The sequence below is a fragment of the Streptococcus atopicus genome, from assembly GCF_049166725.1.
GTDB lineage: Bacteria > Bacillota > Bacilli > Lactobacillales > Streptococcaceae > Streptococcus > Streptococcus hominis.
The window spans coordinates 1-23757 of sequence record NZ_JBMHFC010000007.1 but is presented as its reverse complement, the minus strand read 5'-3'; the positions used below and the strand labels follow the sequence as shown (position 1 = coordinate 23757).

Below are 23757 nucleotides of genomic sequence, written 5' to 3'. Positions count from 1 at the left end.
CACTAAATATTAACCATTATAAAAATATAAATTAACCATCGTTAATAGTTTGTGCTATAATGTATAGTAGAAATAATTCTACAATAGAAAGAATGATAGAAATGTCAGACAAAAAGGTTTCCTTAAGTGAAGTTAACCAAAGCATTGCAACGCCTAAAAACGCTGGTTTCTTTCGTACTTTATTAGCTTTTTCAGGACCAGGAATGCTGGTTGCCGTTGGTTATATGGATCCGGGGAATTGGATTACAAGTGTTGTAGGTGGTGCCACCTATCGTTATTTGCTCTTATCAGCTGTTTTGGTTTCTTCTGTAATGGCTATGCAGTTACAACAAATGGCGGGAAAATTAGGAATTGTCACAAGGATGGATTTGGCACAAGCCATTGCGGCTCATACGTCAAAGCCAGTTCGCTATCTCCTTTGGGTCATTACAGAGCTGGCTTTAATGGCAACGGACTTGGCAGAAGTCATCGGTGCAGGGATTGCGCTTCATTTACTATTTGGTTGGTCTTTGCTATTTTCGATTCTGATTACAGTTTTTGATGTTTTCTTGTTGCTTTTTTTGATGAAATTAGGCTTTCGTAAGATTGAAGCTATTGTTGGAACGCTGATTTTAACTATTTTATTGATTTTCTTATATCTGGTGATCCTTGCAAAGCCCAATCTTCATCATATTTTATCAGGATATTTGCCAAATGTGGTAGCTTATCAACATACGGCTAGTAAAAATGGAACGTCCGTTTTGACCTTAGCACTAGGCATTGTGGGGGCAACGGTCATGCCACACAATCTGTATTTGCACTCTTCTATCGCGCAAACGCGAAAAGTTAATTACAGAGCCAAACAATCCGTGCATGAAGCAGTACGGTTTATGACGTGGGACTCGAATATTCAATTGAGTTTGGCTTTTGTGGTTAATTCTTTGCTGTTGATTTTAGGGGCAGCATTATTCTTTGGACATGCGGATAAAATTGGTGCTTTTTCTGCAATGTACAATGCCTTAAAAGACCCTCAAATTGCTGGTGCTATTGCTAGTCCTATCCTCTCAACGCTCTTTGCAGTGGCTTTGTTAGCAAGTGGTCAAAACTCAACTATTACAGGAACTTTAACGGGACAAATTGTGATGGAAGGTTTCTTAAATATGAAGTTACCACCGTGGTTTCTCCGCTTGGTAACCCGCTTATTAGCTCTTTTGCCAGTTGTGATTGTTGCTATTTTATACGGAGACAAAGAACAAGTGCTAGACAATCTTTTGGTCTATTCCCAAGTCTTTCTTTCTGTCGCTTTGCCATTTTCAATCTTTCCACTCGTATATTTCACCTCTAATAAAAAGCTCATGGGCGAATTTGTCAACAGCAAATGGAATACCTATTTAGCTTATGCCGTTTCTATTTTATTAACTATTTTGAATGTAAAACTTGTGGTTGATCTTTTTTAAAAATTTGTCTATCAGTTCAATTTTCTCTAGAATAAATGGCTTAAAAGCGCTATAATGAAAGTGGAAAGATTCTCATATATGGAGGTGTCAAGATGGACGAATTGAAAAAAGTTTTACTGGCAGGTATTGGATTGACTTCCATGACTTATGATAAAGCTACCGAATTTGTCAAAGAATTGATTGCCAAAGGTCGCTTGACGGTGGATGAAGGCAAGCAGCTTCAGTCAGAGCTAAAGCGCAAAGTAAATGAAAAAACGGCTGAAAGTCCAGAGGAGCAATCAGATGATGTATATGCTACCAAGCAAGATATTGAGCGACTAGAAGATAAACTAGATCAGCTACTCAAAGGACTTTCAAAAACAGAAGAATAATCTTCCTGATAACGCAGTCACAACTTTATAAAGGCTGCGTTTTTTGCTAAACTAAAAGTAGGATTTGAAAGAAAAATTGATGATGACAAACAGAATGAGGATAACCTTATGGCAAACAAGCGCTTACGAGAGATTCTAACAGCCTTTAGTGCAGTCGGCTGGTCCAATCTGAAAGATCGAAAAAAACCGCTGGATGAGAAAAAAGCTCCCAAGCAATTGCGAGAAGCTTTTGAACAACTAGGACCCAGTTTTGTAAAAATCGGTCAAATTCTATCTACCCGTAGTGACTTATTGCCAGAAATCTATATCAAGGAATTAAGTAAGCTGCAAGATGATGTCAATCCTTTGGACAAAGAGACGGTTATGGCTGCGATTGAAGATGAGTTAAAGCGTCCGATTGAGCAACTCTTTTCAGATGTTTCACAAGAGCATTTGGCGAGCGCTTCCGTGGCACAAACTCATCGTGCTGTTTTGTTAAATGGCGATGAAGTCGTACTGAAAATTCAGCGTCCGCATATTCAAGAGCAGATTACAGAAGACATTGCGCTCTTGATTCGCCTAGCTCGTCATTTTCCTAAGCATTTGCTGCCCATGGTGGATTTGCCAAATATTTTGCAACAGTTGCAAACCACTCTTTTGAACGAAATTGACTTTCGCAATGAAGCTAAGTACATGGATGAATTTGCCCGCTACAATCAAGATATTCCTTGTGTTGGCGTGCCAAAAGTCTATCCAGACTTTACCACTCCGCACTTGATTGTCGAGGAATATATTCCTGGCGTTCGGATTAACCAATATGCTATTTTACAAGAGGCTGGCTATGACTTGGAAGATATTGGTCAGAAGCTCATGCTGAGCTTTATCAAGCAAGTCTTTAAAGACGGATTCTTTCATGGTGATCCACATCCGGGCAATCTTTTGATCTATGAAGGAAAGATTTATTTTATTGATTTTGGGATTATGGGGGAATTGGAAACGGGTTTTCGTGTGTCTCTAAACGACATGTTGTCTAGTTTTACGACACAGGATATTGACTCGATGACACAAGCCATTCTGACCATTACGACTGCTAGTGAACCAATCAATAAATTGCAATTAGAGCAAGACGTTGAACGTATGCTAACCAAATACGGCAATTTAGAGTTAGGCTCCTTGTCTATTACAGATATGTTTGAGGACGTAGTAGCGATTTGTACGCGTCATCATTTGCAAGTACCATCCCAGATGACGATCTTAGAAAAAGCAGCCTTGCAAATTGAGGGACTTTTTCGCGAGTTAGCTCCTAACATCAATCTGATGACTTTAGCCAAGCAATATTTCCTCGAAAATATGAAATCAGACATCTTGCACCAGACTTTGAGTTACGATTCTTTCTTAATCGAACTGCTCTACTTGCTGCGACATGGGAAAAGTATTCCAAGACGGCTTCATCAGCTAGTGGAGCAGATTGTGAATGGTCGCTTAGTCGTCAATCATGACTTAATTGACTACAATCAACGCTTTCGTCGTATCGAATCCGTAGCCAATCGTCTTGTACTAAGCCTTATCTTCCTAGCTTTATTACTGACAGGTGGAATTTTAACCCTCAATCCAGATACGCTATTCTTAGCAAAATTTCTTTTTGTCTTAGCGACAATGGTATTGCTGTGGTTACTCTATCTCATCATTCGCTCCACAAGATGAGAAGACAAAAAAGAGCGCGACAAGTTGAATTTTTGAAAATCACAACTTATCTCGTTCCTACAATCTTAAAATAGCACATTAGAAATTAGACATTAGCATCTTGAAAGTTGAATTATCTTGTTTGAGGCTGAACAACAGTTCTCTGGTTTCAAAGCTCTTTGTCTACTAAATCAACTACAACTTGCGAAGCAAAGTACTTCTTCATTCATTTTTCAAGCTCGGAAGAGCTGTGGAGTGAGACTGTGAACTAAGAATTTTCAATATTAGTTCGGTCTCACTCCTTTTCTTTATCTTCCAAACTATTTGTAACGATTAGTTTGTCATTAGAAGAAGCTTGCTTGAAACGAACATAGTCCGTTAAAGGGAAATGAATCAAATTTAAAAAAGTCTCGGAAAACTGCTCAGGCGGTGTGGGTTCAGGTTGGGTAATCCAAATTTCAATAAAGATGAGAATACCTCCAACAAGAACCTGCGATGCCTTTTCTTTTGGAATGTTTAATTTTTGATAATCAATCGTAATGTGCTGCTCAATCCATTGACCATACGTATTTCTTAAAAAATCTCTCCAATAAGGATCTGCTGCTGTCTTAAAGAGACAACTGATTTGCCTTCGGTGGGTGTATAAGATAGGAATAACCACTTCTGCAAAAAAGACAAAAGGGTCAGGATAAACTTTCTTATCATAACCTTGAAAAATCAGTTGAAATTCAGCATCAAGCTCTTTATGAATATAATCTAGAATTTCATAATTTCCATTAAAATGGCGTTTGTAAATCGCTTGTCTTGAGATCCCTGCTTTTTGCGCAATTTCTGCTAAAGAAAAATGCGATTTCTGAGGATTTCCCATTGCAAGTTCAAAAAAAGCTTCTAAAATCTTCTCTCTTGTATTAAGTACCATCTTGCTCCCTCCTTATAAATATTCTAATTTAAAAAAAATATATAGTCTAGCAAAATCATCGGAAAAAGTTTACATTTTGTAAACCGCCTGCGAGCTATGTATATCAATAGGGTGTTTAAAACTTTACAGTTTGTTAAGAAATAGAACTAAAATATAGAGTATTTTGATTGAAAGGACTATAAGGTAGTTGATATACTAGTATTAGTGGAGTTTTGTACTTTTATACAAAGTCCTGAAAAACCATAGAAAGGAAATCATCATGATTAAAAAAGCGATGAATCTTGTTGGAGTTGCATTATTGCTGGCTTCAACAATCTTATCACCAGCTAGTGCTGTTGCTCAGACATTGTCGAAGCAATCTTCTACAGTGACAACTCAGTCATCTCCGAAAACAGGAACAACTGAACAGCCAACGTCTCCTACTGAGTCAACGCAAAAGGCAGCAGATACTAGTTCTAGTCAGGGGCAGCAGCCTGCTACTGAGAATAAAGCGGAAGCTAGTTCAAATGAGCAGGAAAATAAGCCAAGCACCTCAAAAGAAGAAAGCTCTGATGCTAGCCAAGTAAAAGAAGATACATCTTCACAAAAAGCTAGTAAGGTAGAGGAAAAGAGTGAGACTCAGCCAGGAGCTCCACCTGCTGCTAAAGATACTAAAGATACCCAAGCAGCTCCTAAAACTAAAAGGGCAGCAAAAGAAATAGATGCGATTACGAAATTTAGCATTACCGATCATAATGGAAAACCGTTAGACAAGCCATTGCAACAATGGGAACGGTTTAAAATTAATGGTCAGTTTAAGTTACCAAATAACAACGTGCATGAAGGGGATTATACAACATTCAAGATCACAGAAAATTTAGTTTTTGTGCCAATTCCTGATTTTGACATTAAAGACCAAAACGGTCAGGTAGTAGCGCGTGCAACTGTTGATGCGACGAATCGAACATTGAAGTTGACCTATACTAAATATGTAGAAAATAAATCAGACATTACTGGTAATTTTTATTTTTATACTTATATCAATCATCATATCGTAAAGGAAAAGAAAAAAGTTCCAATTCAAATTACAGTTAATCGGAATATAGTTCCGATAGGAGAAGTAGAGTTTGGAGGTTTAACTCCGCCATCACAAAAAGATTTGACAAAAGTAGGTAATTTTAAACCAGACAATACTATTACTTATGATATCACTGTAAATCAGTCAGGAAAAGAAGTTCCGGATGCAAAAGTAACTGATATTTTAAAAACACCAAATATTTCCTATGTTAAAGATAGTTTTGAAATTTATAAAGGAAAATGGATTATTGAAGATAATCGTTGGGTATTGGAAAATAAAGAAGATGTTACCAGTAAGTTTAAGGTAGAATTTCCATCTGACTCAGAATTTTCTATTAAGTTAGGAAAGATAAATAAAGACGAAGGCTATCATATTAAATATAAAGCCAAACCAAATTATCAATTACAAAGTGGTGAAGTTGTTGAAAACATAGCGTCTCTTTGGTCTAGTAAAACAAAAATCATAGATTCTATCGCCAAAACTACCTATGTAGAGGCTGGTGGAAGTGCAGAAGGCTATGTTTACTCTGTCACACTACACAAAAAAGACGAAGTATCTGGGGAACCGTTAGCAGGAGCTGTCTTCAGAGTGACCCGCGACCGTAATGGTGCTGTAGCTGGTGATTTCACTACAGATAGCGCGGGGAACGTGACTATTCCGAATTTGTTGAAAGACAATTATACTATTAAAGAAATTAAAGCTCCGGATGGTTATCAGTTAACAGGCAAAGAAATTAAGGTTAAACCAGAAAATTTCAATAGTAGTAAGTCTTACAGTTTAGATATTTCAAATAAACGACAAAAAGTGTCTGCGACTTTACAGGTGAATAAAAAGCTCGTTGGTCGCAAACTGAAAGATAATGAGTTTGAGTTTACATTAACAGATAAGCAAACGAATCAAACTCAAAAAGCAAAAAATGTAGGTGGGAAAGTTACCTTCAAATCAATTGAATATGATAAAGAAGGAGTCTATCAATATAAAATTGAAGAAACAGGCGGTTCAACAGATCCTGCTATCCACTACGACTCTAACATTATTTATGCAAAGGTAACAGTTGGAAAAGATAAGACTGGAAAATTAACAATTGCAAATATCACCTATGAAGCAGGATTACTTGATGGCACCTTTGAAAACAGGGATACATTTACTAATCTATATATTCCTCAAAAAACAAAAGCGACATTAACAGTTAAGAAAGTATTGACAGGTCGTAAACTTCAAGCAGGTGAATTTGAGTTTGACCTAAAAGAGAATGGGCAAATTCTCCAAACTGTGAAAAATGCGGTTGATGGTAAGGTTCAATTCAAAGAGCTTGAATATACTAAAGCAGGAACCTATGAGTATACCATTAGTGAAAAAGCTGGTGATGTTTCAGGAGTTGAATATGAACCGAATCTTATCACGGCAACTGTAACTGTCAAAGATAAGGGAGGAAAACTTGAAGTTACAAAGGTTACTTATTCGAAAGCTGGTGAGGAGACTAAAAACCCAACTTTTGAGAATCGCTATGCTCCAGGAAAGACTTTCGCTCGATTAGAAGTGAACAAAGTTCTGACAGGTCGTCAGCTACAAAAAGACGAGTTTGAGTTTGAATTGACTGGTAAGGAAGATCATATTCACCAAACGAAGAAAAACACTGCAGCTGGGAAAGTCCAGTTTGATACAGTTGAATATACTAAAGCAGGTGAATACCATTACACTATTAAAGAAAAAAACAATGGTCTAGGTGGTATCACTTATGATTCGAAAGAAATAAAAGTTACTGTCAAAGTTACAGATGACGGCAAAGGAAAACTACATTCTGAAATTGTCTATGAAAAAAACGACACTACCTTCAACAACACCTACACCACTCAGGCTACTTCTGCAACCTTTGATGTAACCAAGGAGTTAACGGGTCGCAAACTGAAAGCGCAAGAGTTTGAGTTTGAGTTGAAGGAAGATGGTAAACCAGATGTTCTTCAAACGGCTAAAAATGATGCTCAAGGAAAAGTTCGGTTCCAAGTTATTAACTACGACAAGGCAGGTGAGTACCACTACACCATTACAGAAAAAAATAATGGTCTGACAGGAGTTACTTATGACTCGAGCAAAGTCAAAGTCACAGTTAAAGTAACGGATGATGGTAAAGGGAAGCTAAGTACTACTGTGACTTATGACGGTGGTAAAAAGAACTTTAAGAATACGTTCATACCAAAAGAAATCACAGTGCCACTGCAGGTGACAAAAGCCTTAACGGGTCGAAATTTACAAGATGACGAGTTTGAGTTTGAATTGTACGATGGACAAAACAAGCTACTTCAAACAGTTAAAAATAAAGCGGATGGTACGATTCCTTTCACAGCTCTTAAGTTCACCAAGACTGGTCTTTACAACTACCTTATCAAAGAGAAAGCTGGTAAGGTTCCAGGTGTTGACTACGATAAACAACCAATTAAGGTTACCATTCGTGTTCAACAGGAAGAGGATGGACAGTTGATTTACAATATCGTCTACCTCGGTTTTGACGAGAGCGGTAAGAATAAAATTTCTAAACAAAGCTTTACAAATAAATATACTGCCAAAGGTACCGATGCTACTTTCTCTGTCACGAAGAAATTAACCGGACGTGCTTTGAAGGATGGCGAGTTTAGCTTTGAACTGAAAGAAGACGGCAAGGCAGACGTTCTTCAAACCAAGAAGAATGACAAAGCTGGTAAGGTTCAATTTGATGCAATCAAGTATCAAACTGTTGGTACCCACAAGTACACCATTACAGAGAAAAACACAGGATTGGGTGGTGTGACTTACGACACCAAGACCATCAAGGTAACAGTTGAAGTCACTGATAATGGTAAAGGTCAGCTTGTTTCAAAAGTAACCTATGAAAACAATGACCAAACTTTCAACAATAAATACTCTAGTCAAAAGGTTAGTGCACAACTAAGTGTGACCAAAGAACTGACAGGTCGTGCATTAAACGATCAAGAGTTCGAATTTGAATTAGTCGGAACTGATGACAACGTTCGTCAGACTACGAAAAATGCAGCAGACGGTCGTGTTACTTTTGATGCGATTGACTATACAAAAATCGGAACTTATCGTTACACTATCAAAGAGAAGGACAATGGCTTAGGTGGTGTGACCTATGATAAGAAAGAAATCAAAGCGACTGTCAAAGTTACTGATGATGGCAATGGTCAGTTAGTTGCCCAAGTATCTTACGATACAGCTAATCCAACCTTCCGCAATACTTACCTTGCTAAGGAAACAACTGCGACATTAGAAGCGAACAAAGTGCTAACTGGTCGCGACCTAGAAGCAAATGAATTTGCCTTTGACTTGATTGATTCAAACGGTAAAGTGGTGGATACCGTTAAGAACGCTAAAGATGGTAAGATTTCATTTAAAGAGTTGACATTCAAAACAGCTGGAACTTATACTTATACCATTAAAGAACAAGCTGGTGCTTTAGGCGGTGTGAAATATGACACCAAAGTAATCAAAGCAACCGTTACTGTCACGGATGATGGTAAAGGTCAACTACATACAACAGTTGCTTATGAAAACAACCAAAACACCTTCACGAATACTTATTCAGCAGATAAAGCCACTGCGACACTTTCTGCTAAGAAGCTATTAGAAGGTCGTAACCTCAAAGAAGGGGAATTTGAATTTGAACTGACTGGTACAGACGATCAAGTTCGCCAAACGAAGACAAATGCACAAGATGGTAGCGTCACTTTCGATACCATTGAGTATACTAAGGTGGGTACTTATCACTACACCATCACCGAAAAAGATACGAAACTCGGTGGCGTGAAATATGACACCAAAGTGATCAAAGCGACAGTCACTGTTACAGACGATGGTCAAGGCCACTTAGTAACAAAAGTTGCTTATGAAAAAGATGATCAGACCTTCAAGAACACTTATTCCGCTGCAAAAACAAACGCACAACTCTCTGTTAAGAAAACCTTGACAGGTCGTGCTTTGAAAGATGGCGAGTTTGAGTTTGAATTGAAAGGCCAAGATGATAAAGTTACTCAAAGCAAGAAGAATGCTCAAGATGGTAGTGTCACTTTCGACACCATTGAGTACACGAAAGCTGGTACCTATCATTACACCATCACCGAAAAGAATACAAAACTAGGTGGTGTAACGTATGATAAGAAAGTGATTAAAGCAACCGTAACCGTAACAGATAATGGTCAAGGTCAATTGGTATCACAAGTTGCCTATGAACAGAACGACCAAACCTTTACGAACCAATACCAAGCTGCTCCAACGACTGCTCAGCTTTCAGCTAATAAACAATTAACTGGTCGTGACCTTAAAACTGGTGAATTCAGTTTTGAACTAAAAAATGATAAAGGCGAACTGCTTGAAACGGTGACAAATGATAAGGACGGTAAGATTACCTTTAAGAAGTTGACTTATACATCAGTTGGTACTTATCAGTACACGATTACCGAAAAAGATACGAAGCTTGGCGGTGTGAAATATGACATTAAGGTAATCAAAGCAACCGTTACTGTGACCGACAATGGCGCAGGGAAACTGGTAGCAACTGTATCTTATGATACAAAAGATCGTGTCTTCAACAATATTTATACGGCAGATTCAGTCCAAGCAACGGTTGAAGTAACTAAGAAATTGGTCGGTCGTACCTTGAAAGCAAATGAATTTGAGTTTGTATTGAAGGATGAAAGAGGTCAAGTGCTTCAAACGAAGAAAAATACCGCAGATGGTTCGGTAAACTTTGATGCTTTTGAATACAAAACAACTGGTACCTACCATTACACGATTGCAGAAAAGGATACAAAACTTCAAGGAATCACTTATGATAAGAAGGTGATTAAGGTGACAGTAACAGTCACAGATGATGGTAATGGTCATTTGGTTGCCAAAGTAAGTTATGACAAGAACATAAAGACATTTGAAAATCGCTATACTCCACCAAAGAAAGGTTTGCCTAAGACAGGTACGGTCATTCATACAGTAGCTATTTTCATTGGTTTGATTGTTTTGGTCGGTGCAGTTTATCTCATCAAGAAGAAATCTTGATAAAATCAAGACTTCAGAAAAATAATAAGTTTAAATTGGGAATCTAGAGAGCATTCTCCTCCGAAATGGGGGCTCTTTAGATCCCCCTTTTGATGCCTAAAGCATAGAATGTGAAAAGAAAAAGGAAGAGCTGTTTCCTAGAGAAAATGGACTTAGAAAAGTTATACAAAAATTTAGAGAATACTTAATCCTTTTCGTGGAAACTATGCTGAAATTTTCACTTGACTCTTTTTTTCTTTATGATATACTTAACTAGTAAAGAATTAACTGGTTAATCAGAAAAGGAGAAAAATGAGTCAGCTAGCACATGAAATTGATCGTTTTTTAAATGAAATCATTTTAAAATCCGAGAATCAACATGAGATTTTGATTGGATCTTGCACGAGTGGTATGCCATTGACCAATACTCAAGAGCATATTTTGATGTTGCTGTCTGAGGAGTCGCTGACAAACTCAGAGTTGGCGAAGCGCTTAAATGTTAGCCAGGCAGCGGTAACAAAGGCCATCAAGTCATTGATTAAGCAAGAAATGTTGGAACCTTTTAAAGATGTGAAAGATGCGCGTGTTATTTTTTATCGGTTGACAGAATTAGCGAAGCCAGTTGCTGCGGAGCATCATCATCATCATCAGCATACATTGGAAATTTACAAAAAAATTGCCAATCAATACACTCCTAATGAGCAAGCTACCATTCAACAATTCTTAGAAACCTTAGTGGGGGAAATCGGAAAATGAGATATATCACAGTTGAAGATTTGTCCTTCTATTATGATAAGGAGCCTGTGCTGGAGCATATTAACTATTATGTGGATAGTGGTGAGTTTGTGACTTTGACAGGTGAAAATGGAGCAGCAAAAACAACCTTGATCAAGGCTAGTCTTGGAATTTTGCAGCCTCGATTTGGAAAGGTGACGATTTCTAAGACAAATACTGTTGGGAAGAAATTACGGATTGCTTATCTGCCACAGCAAATCGCTAGTTTTAATGCGGGTTTTCCCAGCACTGTTTATGAATTTGTTAAATCGGGTCGGTATCCACGTAAAGGCTGGTTTCGTCGTTTGAATGCGCATGATGAAGAACATATCAAGGTCAGTCTGGACGCCGTTGGCATGTGGGAACATCGAGACAAGCGGATTGGCTCGCTTTCGGGTGGGCAAAAGCAACGGGCAGTCATTGCGCGCATGTTTGCTTCGGATCCGGATATTTTTGTCTTGGATGAGCCGACAACGGGGATGGATGCTGGCAGCAAGGATGAATTTTATGATTTGATGCACCATAGTGCACATCGGCATGGCAAGGCTGTGCTGATGATTACGCATGATCCGGAGGAAGTCCGAAAATATGCGGACCGCAATATTCATTTGGTGCGAAATCAAGATTCGCCATGGCGGTGCTTCAATGTTCACGAAAGTGACAAGGAGGAGGTGAGCCATGTTTAATTTATTAGCTTACGACTTTATGCAGCGGGCTTTTCTGGCCGTAATTGCCATGAGTCTGTTCTCGCCTGTGTTAGGAACTTTTTTAATTTTGCGGCGTCAGAGTTTGATGAGTGATACGCTCAGCCACGTGTCGCTTTCAGGGGTTGCTTTTGGCTTGGTGCTAGGCATCTCACCTACGATTTCAACGGTAGTGATTGTTATCATTGCGGCAGTCTTCTTAGAATACCTGCGGACAATCTACAAGGATTTCATGGAAATCGGAACAGCAATTCTGATGTCAACAGGACTTGCCATTGCTCTGATTGTTATGAGTAGGGGCAAGAGTTCCAGTTCTATGAGTTTGGATCAGTATTTATTTGGCTCTATTGTCACGATTAGTACGGAGCAGGTGATTTCACTCTTTATCATTGCGGCAATCGTGCTGGCATTAACCTTCCTCTTCATTCGACCAATGTATATTTTGACCTTTGATGAGGATACAGCTTTTGTGGACGGTTTGCCTGTGCGCACCATGTCCATTCTGTTTAACATTGTGACAGGTGTTGCCATTGCCCTCATGATTCCAGCGGCAGGTGCGTTGCTGGTATCGACTATTATGGTGTTGCCGGCAAGTATTGCCTTGCGGTTGGGCAAGAACTTTAAATCCGTTATCTTGTTGGCAAATGTCATCGGCTTTTTAGGTATGATTGCTGGATTGTATATTTCTTACTATGCTGAAACGCCAGCCAGCGCAAGTATTACCATTATTTTTGTCGGCGTATTTTTACTAGTGAATCTATTAAAAAAATTTATCAAATAGGAGTGAAAAATGAAGAAAATTGGTCTATTAGTAGCAAGCTTACTAAGTCTCTTTTTAGTGGCTTGTTCCAATCAAAAAAGCGCAAATGGGAAGCTAAATGTTGTCACAACATTTTATCCAGTTTATGAGTTTACTAAGCAAGTGACAGGTGATACTGCTAATGTTAAGTTGCTAATCGGTGCAGGGACAGAACCACATGAATATGAACCTTCTGCTAAGGCAGTTGCAACGATTCAAGATGCAGATACTTTCGTTTATGAAAATGAAAACATGGAAACTTGGGTGCCAAAATTGCTTAAAACCTTGAAAAAAGGTAAAGTGAATGTGGTGAAGGCGACTGGGAAGATGTTGCTACTTCCTGGTACAGAAGAGGAAGGAGATCATGATCATGGTAAAGAAGGACATCATCATGAATACGATCCTCATGTATGGTTATCACCAAAACGTGCTATTAAAATGGTGGAAAATATTCGTGACAGCTTAAGTAAACGCTATCCCGATAAGAAAGCGACTTTCCAAAAGAACGCAGCAGCCTACATTAAGAAATTAGAAAGTCTGGATAAAGAATATACAACTGGTTTAGCAAATGCAAAACAAAAAAGTTTTGTAACGCAACATGCTGCTTTTCGATATCTTGCATTGGATTATGGTTTGAAACAAGTTCCTATTTCAGGACTTTCACCAGATAGTGAGCCTTCAGCAGCGCGTTTAGCTGAATTGACAAAATATATTAAGAAAAACAATATTAAGTATATCTATTTTGAAGAAAATGCTTCTCAAGCATTGGCTTCTACATTGGCAAAAGAAACAGGTGTGAAGTTAGATGTCCTTAATCCGCTTGAAAGTTTGACTGAAAAGCAAACAAAAGATGGAGCAGATTACATTTCAATCATGCAATCCAACTTGAAAGCCTTGAAGAAGACAACTGACCAAGCAGGCGCTGAAATTTCTGCTGAAAAAGAAGAAAATACGAAGACCGTTCAAAACGGTTACTTTGAAGATAGTGCTGTTAAAGATCGTACTTTGTCTGACTATGCAGGTCAATGGCAATCCGTTTATCCATATTTGCAAGACGGAACTTTAGACCAAGTCTTTGATTACAAGGCAAAATTGAGTGGTAAGATGACAGCAGCTGAGTACAAAGCCTATTATGAAAAAGGCTATAAGACAGATGTGTCTAATATCAATATCACAGATAAGACCATGGAATTTGTAGTAAACGGGCAAAAGAAGAAATATACTTACAAATATGTCGGCAAACACACTTTGACGTATTCGAAAGGTAATCGTGGCGTGCGCTTCATGTTTGAAGCGACAGATCCTGACGCAGGTAAGTATAAATATGTTCAATTTAGCGATCATAATATCGCCCCAACGAAAGCAGCACATTTTCACATTTTCTACGGTGGTGAAAGCCAAGAAGCCCTCTTTAACGAATTGGAAAATTGGCCAACTTATTACCCAACGAAATTAAGTGGACAAGAAATCGCCCAAGAAATGCTTGCGCATTGATAAAGACACAATTTCTATACAGAAAGAGAAAAATCGAGTTGAGTAAATCTTCTCGATTTTTTTGCTTGACAAATTCTGATTACAGATGTAAACTATAAAAGAATTGAAAATTACAACTGTAATCAGAGAAGAGATGAAACAAAATGGAACAACAAAATATCAGTCAGGCAGAATGGCAAGTTATGCGTGTTTTGTGGGCGTATCCTCATAGCAGAAGTACTGAGGTGGTGGAGCGTTTAGAAGCTGATTTCGATTGGAAACCGGCTACTGTCAAAACCTTGCTGAATCGCCTGAAGACCAAAGAGTTTATTTCAATGGAAAAGATTGAGGGCAAGTTTTACTATGATGCTCTGATCTTAGAAGATGAGCATTTGGAAAATAGTTGGCGGACCTTACTTGACAATATGTGCAATACCAAGCATGGTGATTTAGTGATTTCAATACTAGAAAGCAATCAATTCAGTCAAACGGATTTGTCCCGAATCTTGGATGTTGTAAAAGAAAAGCAAGTTCAAGCACCGAAGACGATTCAGTGCAATTGTCCACCAGGTCAGTGTACTTGTGGCGCGCATTGTCAAGATGATACGAATAAATCCAAAATGGCGGAGTAAGAAATGGAAAAAGACAAAAAAGAGTATAAATTATTCGGCATGACCTGTGCAGCTTGCGCGATGACGATTGAAATGGCAGTCAAGGAACTTCCAACGGTTGAGGAAGCTACTGTGAACTTGGCGACGGAAAAATTGACAGTTTTTCCAAAAGAAGGATTTGCAAGCGAGCAAGTCTTAGACACTGTGAAAGAAGTAGGTTACCAAGCGGTAGAAAAAGGGAAACAAAAGCAGTCGGATTATGAAAAACAGGCCGCAGAGAAAGAAGAAACCGTGCGCCAGATGGCGCATCAGATTTGGTTTGCGACAGGAGCGACCGTGCCACTCCTCTATATTTCAATGGGGAGCATGATTGGCTTGCCGTTACCCTCCTTTTTAGGTCACATGACGCATCCCGTTGCCTTTGTATTGGCGCAGTTTTTCCTTACTTTGCCAGCAATTTGGGTTGGTCGCGGTTTTTATGTACGTGGTTTTCGGAATTTGGCAAAACGGCATCCGAACATGGATAGTTTGATTGCTGTAGGAACGAGTGCAGCCTTTCTGTATAGTTTGTACTCGGTCGTTCAAGTTTTACTGGGGCATCATACTTTTGTACACCAGTTGTATTTTGAATCAGTTGGTGTGATTATCACTCTTGTTTTACTGGGGAAATATCTGGAAGCCAATGCCAAGGGACGAACTTCGCAAGCGATTCATAGTTTGATGAGTTTGGTGCCTAATCAAGCAACGGTTATTCGCTATGGCGAAGTCGTAACAATTGATACAGAAGACATCAAGGTTGGAGATATTGTGCGGATTAAACCGGGAGAACGTATGCCAGTAGACGGTGTGGTTATCTCTGGACAAACCTATGTGGATGAGTCTATGATGACAGGTGAAAGTGTTCCTGTCGAAAAAAACGTCGGAGATGTGATTACCAGTGCCACTATGAATCAAACGGGTTCTATTGACTATGAAGCAACCAAAGTCGGTTCGGACACAACCTTAGCTCAGATTGTTCATTTGGTAGAGGAGGCACAAGGCTCGAAAGCGCCTATTGCGGCTATGGCAGATAAGATCTCGCTCTACTTTGTACCAATCGTCTTGGGCTTGGCAGTTTTAGCAGCTCTGTTGTGGTACTTTCTGGCAGGAGAAAGCCTGCAATTCTCACTTTCTATCTTTATTGCGGTATTGGTTATCGCTTGTCCCTGCGCGCTTGGGCTAGCTACTCCGACGGCTATTATGGTAGGTACAGGAAAGGGTGCTGAAAATGGCGTCTTGATTAAGTCGGGACAGGCTCTTGAAGCGGCTCATTTGGTAGATGTTGTCGTTCTGGATAAGACAGGTACGATTACCGAAGGGAAACCAAGTTTGACGGATGTGTTGACTTTTGGTGATGTCACACGGGAGGAATTGCTACATTTGCTTGCAAGTAGTGAGCAACATTCAGAACATCCATTGGCGGTAGCAATTTTAGAAGCCGCTCAAGATGAAGTCGTATCTTTGGCACCGGTAACGGATTTCCAAGCAATCTCAGGTAAAGGGATTATAGCTCAAGTAAAAGCTCAAGAAATTTTAATCGGGAATGAAAGCTTGATGAGACAATACCAAGTCGAGCTCGGAGAGCATATCTCTGACTTGATTTCCTTATCTCATCAAGGAAAGACGGCCATGTTTGTCGCTTTGGATAGACAATTGGTGGGGCTGGTAGCAGTTGCTGATCCAATCAAAAAAAATAGCCGTGCAGCTATTGTTGAATTGCAAAAAATGGGCTTGGAAGTTGTGATGTTGACAGGGGACCGTGAGGAAACGGCTCAAGCTATCGCAAGAGAAGCTGGTGTCGATCAAGTGATTGCAGGAGTATTTCCAGACGGCAAAGCAGATGTCGTCAAGGATTTGCAAGCGCAGGGGGAAAAGGTTGCCATGGTGGGTGATGGAATCAATGATGCACCTGCTCTGGTGCAAGCTGAAGTCGGGATTGCTATTGGTTCTGGAACGGATGTGGCTATTGACTCAGCCGACATTGTTTTGATGCACAGCGACCTTTTAGATGTGGTGACAGCCATTCGCCTCAGTCAGGCTACGATTAAAAATATCAAAGAAAATCTTTTCTGGGCTTTTGCCTACAATACCTTAGGAATACCAATCGCAATGGGTCTTTTATATGTATTTGGCGGTCCGCTGCTTAATCCTATGCTAGCCGGTCTTGCCATGAGCTTTAGCTCGGTTTCTGTCGTCACCAATGCGCTGCGTTTACGGCGCTTTAAAATAGAATCATAAAAGGAGTTCATCATGAAACAAATTGTTACTTTAGAAAATATATCTTGCCAAAATTGCGTGAAGCATGTCACCGAGCACTTCCTAAAATTGGAAGGTGTATCGGATGTTCAAATTGATTTAGATACAAAGGTTGCGACTGTAACCACCAATCATGCATACAGTGCAGAAGATTATCAAGCTGCTCTGGCTAAAACGATTTATAAAGTTGTTAATGTTGCATAAAAAATGAGGCTGGGCAAAAAGTGTCCCAGCTTCTATTAGAATTAGTAATAAACGAATAACGCAGCTTCAACAATTCACTGAATTGTTGAAGGCGGGAAATCAGCCTTGCACAGCAAGCCACTATGATTGCTCAAAGCACTGCTTTGAGGTGGCAGATAAAACTTGCGAAGCAAGTATCCAAGCTGTTCGCTTTTCCAGCTCGGAAGAGCACATAATTACCCTTGCGGGGGTGGGACCACGAACTAAAAATCGAAAATTTTTAGTTCTGTTCCACTCCCATTATTTTTTAAATCAATCCTTTCTCAAAGCTTTGAGAGCTGACTTCAACACTAATTTTTTCAAGCGTAAAAGGATGTGTGAAAGTTAAACGATGAGCATGGAGCATGAGACGCTTTGCTTTTTGCGGATTGTACAATGGATCGCCGATAATGGGGTATCCATGATGAGCAAGGTGTACACGGATTTGATGAGTTCGCCCAGTTTTAAGTTGACAGCTGACGAGCGTCTTGTTTTCAAATTCTTTTAGCTTTGAGATATGGGTCTCAGCGTATTGACCATTTTTGTTATCCACTAGCCGTTTTCGCCGATCGTGACGGTCACGCCCGATTTTATCTGTATAGATTTGACGTTTTTTGGGGAATACTCCTTGTACCAAAGCCCAATATTCACGCGAAATTTCCTTGTTTTCTAGTAATCGATTTAAGATTGGTAAGATAAAAGGATTTTTCGCAAAAAGAACAGCTCCGCTTGTTTCCTTGTCTAAGCGATGAACGACATAGCAAGTATTTCCAACATAAGCATAGACATGATTTAAAAGTGCCAGCTCCGTTGGTTCATTGGCATGTGTTTTTATACCTTCGGGCTTGTTGACAATGATGATGTGTTCATCTTGGTATAATTCTTCCACAAGATTAGCTTTGCCCATTAAAATAGACTTTTCTGGATAATCTTCTTCGTCAAATATTAAAACAATCGCATCCGCTGGATGAATCCGACTTTGCCAGTTAATGGGTTGTTGGTTTACAAGGACGTGTTTTTTAATGCGTAGAAAATGGCGAACCTTCCGTGGAATCAGAAACTGTTCTTCCAGCAGTTCTTTGACTGTCATCTCTGGCAGACCTTGTGGAATCGTAATTGTAAAATGCATGATTTTATTGTAACAAAATAGTAGATGATTGCAAATAGTCAGCTAACTCTTGAACAATTTCTTAAAGTTTTCTAAACGAAACGCTTGATAAGAGGTCCTTTCTTGTCTGGATATGGAGAAGGTGATAGAATAGGGATATGAAAAAATTGAGTGAATTATTTGAAATAGTAGTGAATCATTTTAAAAAGGACAGTCCTGAGCGCCACCATCAAGAGGTGACAGAGGCGGAAGAAAGCGAATCGCATTTGAGCCGGTCTGGAAAAAGTCGGAAAAAGCCGATTTCTCAACACCCATTTCGTCGATTTTGGCGTCGCTATCACCTGACGAAGATTGTCTTGATTTTGGGACTTGGTTTTGGTTTGGTGACAGGAGGCTATCTCTTTTATGTTGCCAAATCCACTAATGTGAATGATTTGCAGAATGCTTTGAAAGCAACAACAGCTATTTATGATAAGGACGGCAAAAAAGCTGGAAGTTTGTCAGGGCAAAAGGGAACCTACGTAGAATTGTCCAAAATTAGTCCGAACTTACAACATGCCGTCATTGCGACAGAAGACCGTTCCTTTTATAAAAATAGTGGGATTAACTACGGTCGTTTTATCATGGCGATTTTGACTGCGGGACGTTCTGGCGGTGGATCCACCATTACGCAGCAATTAGCCAAAAATGCTTACCTATCTCAGGATCAGACTATTGAGCGGAAAGCAAAGGAATTTTTCCTTGCCTTGGAATTAACCAAGAAATATAGTAAGAATCAGATTCTCACCATGTACCTCAACAATTCTTACTTTGGAAATGGTGTATGGGGCGTAGAAGATGCCTCTAAAAAGTATTTCGGAGTATCTGCTAGCCAACTGACACTAGATCAAGCAGCTACCTTAGCAGGAATGCTTAAAGGACCGGAACTATATAATCCGCTTGCTTCTATCAAAAATGCAACCAATCGGCGCAATACCGTTCTGCAAAATATGGCAGCAGCAGGTTATATCAGTCAAAATACTGCGAACCAAGCAGCAGCAAATGGTTTGGGCAGTCAATTGGTAGATGCTTACACAGGAAAATCAGCAGATTATCGTTATCCGTCTTACTTTGATGCGGTTATCAATGAAGCAGTTCGAGATTATGGCTTAACAGAAGCTGATATTGTCAATAACGGCTACCGTATTTACACAGAGCTAGACCAAAATTACCAAGCTAGCATGCAAGTCATCTATGATCGCGAAGATTTATTCCCGCAAGCAGCAGACGGCACCAGAGCCCAATCGGGTAGCGTAGCGCTTGATCCTAAAACGGGAGGTGTTCGCGCACTTGTTGGGCAAATCAATAGTACCAGTGCCAATTTCAGAAGTTTTAACTATGCCACACAATCTTCAAGAAGCCCTGGCTCGACTATTAAGCCCTTGGCGGTTTACAGCCCTGCAGTTGCAGCAGGTTGGTCCACCAATAAAGAGTTGGACAATAGCACAACGACTTACGGAAATTACACCGTGAACAACTATGGTGGAATTCAATCCAGTCCGACGGTTCCCATGTATCAGGCTTTAGCGCAATCCTTAAATATTCCAGCGGTTGCTGCTGCTAATGAATTGGGACTGAAAAAAGTTTTTGAATATGGTAAAAAATTTGGCTTGAATATGGATAAAGTGAGTCAGACCCTTGGGGTAGCTCTTGGTAGTGGCGTAACAACTAATCCACTGCAAATGGCACAAGCTTATTCTACTTTTGCCAATAATGGTGTTATGAATGATGCGCATTTGATTACCAAAATTGAAAATGCTAGTGGACAAGTAGTCAAAACTCATAAATCAACTTCAACGCGAGTGCTTAACCGCTCAACAACAGAAAGAATGACTAGTATGATGCTGGGAACATTTACCAATGGTACTGGTGTGTATGCAGCACCTTATGGCTATACTATGGCTGGAAAGACGGGAACGACAGAAACTAACTTTAATCCAGATTTATCAGGGGACCAATGGGTTATTGGTTACACGCCAGATGTGGTTATCAGTCAGTGGTTAGGTTTTCCAAAAACAGATGAAAATCATTATCTGACAGGTACAAGTGCCAATGAAGCTTCAGCTATTTTCCGAAGTGTGGCAAATAGTATCTTACCGTATACAAAGGGTACGAAGTTCGGTGATGAAAATGCCTATGCAAAAAATGGTATTGCACCGGTTGATACGAGTGGTACAAATAACACTACGAATCAAAGTGACAATCGTTCAGATGTCTTGAAAGATGTGCAAGATAAAGCTAAGAATTTGGTTGACCAAGCTAAGAAAGCAATTGACGATGCTAAGATTCCTGAAAAAGCACAGAATCTTTGGGACACGGTTAAGAGTTGGTTCCAATAGACTTGTCAAAGATGGGCTTTCTTGATATAATAAACAAGATGGAGGCGTTATGGCACTAAAAAAAGCGAGTATGGCGTGCACGGTTTGTGGATCGAGAAACTATTCAATCAAATTGAGTAGTACGCCAAAACCAAAACGTCTGGAAGTAAATAAATATTGTAAGCATTGCAGTAAATATACAATTCATAAAGAAACTAGATAGGAGAAAGTTGTGAAATTCATTAAAGATACATTTCAAGTATTAAAAGATACAACTTGGCCAACTAGAAAGCAAAGCTGGGTAGATTTTATCTCAATCATGGAATATACAGCTTTCTTTGTCGTCATTATTTATCTTTTCGACTTACTTGTCACAAGAGGTTTGGTACGATTGTTAAATATCTTTTAATTTTTAGCCTGCTTGTTGTTTTATCAAGTAGGCTTTTATTATGATAAATTGTAAAATATAGTGCAACAAAAAAACTCATAGCGTTTCATTGGTGTAAACTGTAAGTAACCACACAAACAGAACCCGAGGAAAAACTATGAGCTACTACCATCTTACCATAACTGACTGAATAAAGATAGAAACCTACTTGGAATTCGGTTTGAAACCTTGCCAAATTGCAAGTAAACTTGGTGTCCATAAGTCTACCATTTCAAGAGAGTTAGGGCGATGTCAAAATGGTTATTCTGCAGTCTTAGCACAGGAAGAGTACGACCGCAGGGCTAAGCAAAAAGGTCGGAAGTCTCGTTTGACACCAAAGTTGAAAAAGGAAATTGAGGACGGTTTAAAATCCTCCTGGTCGCCTGAACAGATTTGTGGTCGCTATCAGCTTGAACAAAGGCCGATGGTAGCTTTTAAAACCATCTATAACTGGCTCTATGCTGGTTTGATTGATCTGGATTTGAGCGTCCTTCGTCGTAAAGGAAAAACTCGACAACCCAAAGAAACACGTGGAAGATTTAGGATTGGTACGCCAATTTCCAAACGTCCTAAAGAGGTCCGTAATCGTGAAACTTTTGGGCACTGGGAGCTTGATACTGTGGTGTCTTCCAGAGGCAAAAGCAAGGGGTGTTTAGCGACCTTTCTAGAGCGAAAAACTCGTTTTTACTTAGCTTTCAAGATACCAGATAGAACAGCCAAAGCCATGTTTTCAGCCATCGAACAACTTTGTAGGCTATTTCCAAAAGAGGCTCTTAAAACCTTCACTTCAGACAGGGGAAAAGAGTTTGCCTGCTATCCTCTGGTAGAGAATTTAGGAATTTCCTTTTTCTTTGCGGATGCCTATTCATCCTGGCAGAGAGGAAGCAATGAAAACGCAAATGGCTTACTAAGAGAATATTTCCCAAAGAAAACAGATTTAGCCACTATCTCTGATGAGGATTTGAACAAGGCTTTATATAATATCAATCACCGACCACGAAAATGTTTAGGTTACAGAACTTCTTGTGAAGCTCTAGAGGATGAGTTCGAATAAATGTTGCACTTATTCTTGCAATTTATCTTATAAAAATGGTAATAAAAAGATTGCATTTGCCATTTTTGTGGTATAATAGGGCTAGAAAAGAAACCGAAGCCCTCAGGCTTTTTTATTTAGGAAAGGAAGAACGATGGACAGTTTTGATAAAGGCTGGTTTGTCTTGCAGACATACTCAGGATATGAAAATAAAGTAAAAGAAAATCTTTTACAACGTGCACAAACCTATAATATGTTGGAAAATATTTTGCGCGTGGAAATCCCAACGCAAACGGTACAAGTGGAGAAAAATGGAAAAACCAAAGAAGTTGAAGAAAATCGCTTTCCAGGTTACGTCTTGGTAGAAATGGTGATGACAGATGAAGCGTGGTTTGTCGTACGGAACACACCAAACGTAACAGGCTTTGTTGGCTCGCACGGAAACCGCTCCAAACCAACACCACTATTGGAAGAAGAAATCCGCCAAATCTTGATTTCAATGGGACAAACCGTTCAAGAATTTGACATCAATGTGAAAGTTGGCGATACAGTTCGGATTATTGACGGAGCTTTTGCAGATTATACGGGTAAAATCACCGAAATTGACAACAACAAAGTTAAAATGATTATTTCGCTATTCGGAAATGATACAGTTGCCGAAGTAAATCTGAACCAAATTGCTGAATTATAATAAAAAGTGAGCTAGAAATCAATTTTTATAGTTATTGGTTTAGCTCGCTTTTTGTGCTATTTTGATGAAAAATAAACTCTTGTTGAAAATGTTTGTCTCAAATTCACCCACCAATTTTATTATATTTGACCTAATTTAACCGAACAAAAAAATAAAAAAGCCCGATTTTACGGGCTTTTCATTCGGTTAATTCCTGTTGAATCAGGTTACGGAAGGCGGTAGACGGATTTGAACCGACGATCAAGCTTTTGCAGAGCCGTGCCTTACCACTTGGCTATACCGCCACAACGTTTATTATTTTATCCTAAAAAATCGTTTTCGTCAAGAGTGTAGATTGGTTTCTCTTTGTAAAATTTTAGTGTTTTCCGATTAAATTTAATCATTAAAATGGTGAAATTATCATTTTGATAAGCCGAAGAAAAGTTTGGATTGATAGTTTTTCTTGCTTTAGTTAAGATAGCAATAAGATAAACTTGTTTAGCTGAATCAACTAGCTTCAAAAATATCAGCCACCATCTTCCTAAAAGTAAAGAAGTCATAAGTTGATTTCCCGTTACTTGCTTCCTTTTTTTAATAATTGTATCCATCTCATATGACATTTCTAAAATTAGAAGTTCATATTTTTTAGCCATGGGAACTTCTTTAACAAATAAATGTTTCCAGCTATCAAATTGGAAGAAAAAGTTTAAGAAAATAAAAAAAGATGAAAAAAGGTATTGACAAGAGTCAAAGGAGATGATATACTAAGATAGTTGTCGCTTGAGGGGCGACAAAGACCTTTGAAAACTGAACA

19 protein-coding genes and 1 tRNA gene are annotated in these 23757 nt (G+C 39.1%); 16 read left to right on the top strand and 4 right to left on the bottom strand.

Annotation, left to right across the window (positions count from 1 at the left end; translation table 11 throughout):
* Positions 1-101: 101 nt before the first annotated feature.
* The 3 genes from ACOMA9_RS05840 to ACOMA9_RS05830 all read left to right on the top strand — a co-directional run bounded on the left by ACOMA9_RS05840 (position 102) and on the right by ACOMA9_RS05830 (position 3490).
* Positions 102-1436 carry an Nramp family divalent metal transporter gene (locus ACOMA9_RS05840; RefSeq protein ID WP_080977787.1) on the top strand — a complete coding sequence of 445 codons (1335 nt, stop codon included), beginning with the start codon at positions 102-104 and terminating at the stop codon, positions 1434-1436.
* 92 nt (positions 1437-1528) lie between these two features.
* Entirely contained in the window at positions 1529-1807 is a 279-nt protein-coding gene (locus ACOMA9_RS05835) for a phasin family protein (RefSeq protein WP_003040899.1), read from the top strand.
* Between the two features lie 108 nt (positions 1808-1915).
* Entirely contained in the window at positions 1916-3490 is a 1575-nt protein-coding gene (locus tag ACOMA9_RS05830) for an ABC1 kinase family protein (protein ID WP_330945171.1), read from the top strand.
* A 274-nt stretch (positions 3491-3764) separates the two neighbouring features.
* Here the strand turns inward: ACOMA9_RS05830 and ACOMA9_RS05825 are convergent, their stop codons facing one another.
* On the bottom strand, positions 3765-4388 hold the full coding sequence (locus ACOMA9_RS05825; RefSeq protein ID WP_421424881.1) for a TetR/AcrR family transcriptional regulator: 624 nt from the start codon (positions 4386-4388) through the stop codon (positions 3765-3767).
* 259 nt (positions 4389-4647) lie between these two features.
* Between ACOMA9_RS05825 and ACOMA9_RS05820 the strand changes: the two genes are divergently transcribed.
* The 8 genes from ACOMA9_RS05820 to ACOMA9_RS05785 all read left to right on the top strand — a co-directional run bounded on the left by ACOMA9_RS05820 (position 4648) and on the right by ACOMA9_RS05785 (position 17330).
* A complete protein-coding gene (locus ACOMA9_RS05820; protein ID WP_421424879.1) occupies positions 4648-10491 on the top strand; it encodes a Spy0128 family protein in 5844 nt (1947 codons plus the stop codon).
* 291 nt (positions 10492-10782) lie between these two features.
* Positions 10783-11226, top strand: a complete 444-nt coding sequence (locus tag ACOMA9_RS05815; protein WP_151380026.1) for a zinc-dependent MarR family transcriptional regulator — start codon at positions 10783-10785, stop codon at positions 11224-11226.
* Positions 11223-11930, top strand: a complete 708-nt coding sequence (locus ACOMA9_RS05810; RefSeq protein WP_247906670.1) for a metal ABC transporter ATP-binding protein — start codon at positions 11223-11225, stop codon at positions 11928-11930. Before ACOMA9_RS05815 ends, ACOMA9_RS05810 begins: the two co-directional genes overlap by 4 nt.
* Positions 11923-12729: a metal ABC transporter permease gene (locus ACOMA9_RS05805; RefSeq protein ID WP_003028598.1), complete on the top strand. Its 807-nt coding sequence runs from the start codon at positions 11923-11925 to the stop codon at positions 12727-12729. Before ACOMA9_RS05810 ends, ACOMA9_RS05805 begins: the two co-directional genes overlap by 8 nt.
* Positions 12730-12738: 9 nt before the next feature.
* Positions 12739-14241: a zinc ABC transporter substrate-binding protein AdcA gene (locus ACOMA9_RS05800; RefSeq protein WP_330945169.1), complete on the top strand. Its 1503-nt coding sequence runs from the start codon at positions 12739-12741 to the stop codon at positions 14239-14241.
* Positions 14242-14384: 143 nt separating this feature from the next.
* Positions 14385-14852 carry a CopY/TcrY family copper transport repressor gene (locus ACOMA9_RS05795; protein WP_151380025.1) on the top strand — a complete coding sequence of 156 codons (468 nt, stop codon included), beginning with the start codon at positions 14385-14387 and terminating at the stop codon, positions 14850-14852.
* Positions 14853-14855: 3 nt separating this feature from the next.
* Entirely contained in the window at positions 14856-17108 is a 2253-nt protein-coding gene (locus ACOMA9_RS05790; RefSeq protein ID WP_330945168.1) for a heavy metal translocating P-type ATPase, read from the top strand.
* A 12-nt stretch (positions 17109-17120) separates the two neighbouring features.
* Positions 17121-17330, top strand: coding sequence for a heavy-metal-associated domain-containing protein (locus ACOMA9_RS05785; protein WP_003040978.1), 210 nt, complete (start codon positions 17121-17123; stop codon positions 17328-17330).
* A 286-nt stretch (positions 17331-17616) separates the two neighbouring features.
* Here the strand turns inward: ACOMA9_RS05785 and ACOMA9_RS05780 are convergent, their stop codons facing one another.
* Positions 17617-18477 carry an RluA family pseudouridine synthase gene (locus ACOMA9_RS05780; protein ID WP_421424874.1) on the bottom strand — a complete coding sequence of 287 codons (861 nt, stop codon included), beginning with the start codon at positions 18475-18477 and terminating at the stop codon, positions 17617-17619.
* Positions 18478-18614: 137 nt separating this feature from the next.
* Between ACOMA9_RS05780 and pbp2a the strand changes: the two genes are divergently transcribed.
* The 5 genes from pbp2a (at position 18615) to nusG (ending at position 22964) form a co-directional block, all read left to right on the top strand.
* The gene (pbp2a, locus tag ACOMA9_RS05775) at positions 18615-20834 is read left to right on the top strand and encodes a penicillin-binding protein PBP2A (protein WP_421424872.1); all 2220 of its coding nucleotides are present in this window, start codon (positions 18615-18617) and stop codon (positions 20832-20834) included.
* 49 nt (positions 20835-20883) lie between these two features.
* A complete protein-coding gene (rpmG, locus tag ACOMA9_RS05770) occupies positions 20884-21036 on the top strand; it encodes a 50S ribosomal protein L33 (RefSeq protein WP_330945166.1) in 153 nt (50 codons plus the stop codon).
* Between the two features lie 9 nt (positions 21037-21045).
* Positions 21046-21222, top strand: coding sequence for a preprotein translocase subunit SecE (secE, locus tag ACOMA9_RS05765; RefSeq protein WP_106083368.1), 177 nt, complete (start codon positions 21046-21048; stop codon positions 21220-21222).
* Between the two features lie 169 nt (positions 21223-21391).
* Positions 21392-22294 carry an IS30 family transposase gene (locus ACOMA9_RS05760; protein WP_421424930.1) on the top strand — a complete coding sequence of 301 codons (903 nt, stop codon included), beginning with the start codon at positions 21392-21394 and terminating at the stop codon, positions 22292-22294.
* A gap of 133 nt (positions 22295-22427) precedes the next feature.
* Entirely contained in the window at positions 22428-22964 is a 537-nt protein-coding gene (nusG, locus tag ACOMA9_RS05755; protein WP_003040842.1) for a transcription termination/antitermination protein NusG, read from the top strand.
* Between the two features lie 213 nt (positions 22965-23177).
* Here nusG and ACOMA9_RS05750 read toward each other — a convergent pair.
* Both ACOMA9_RS05750 and ACOMA9_RS05745 read right to left on the bottom strand, forming a co-directional pair.
* Positions 23178-23248: transfer RNA gene (locus tag ACOMA9_RS05750), tRNA-Cys, on the bottom strand.
* Between the two features lie 15 nt (positions 23249-23263).
* Positions 23264-23596 carry a hypothetical protein gene (locus ACOMA9_RS05745; RefSeq protein WP_421424868.1) on the bottom strand — a complete coding sequence of 111 codons (333 nt, stop codon included), beginning with the start codon at positions 23594-23596 and terminating at the stop codon, positions 23264-23266.
* Between the last annotated feature and the right edge of the window lie 161 nt (positions 23597-23757).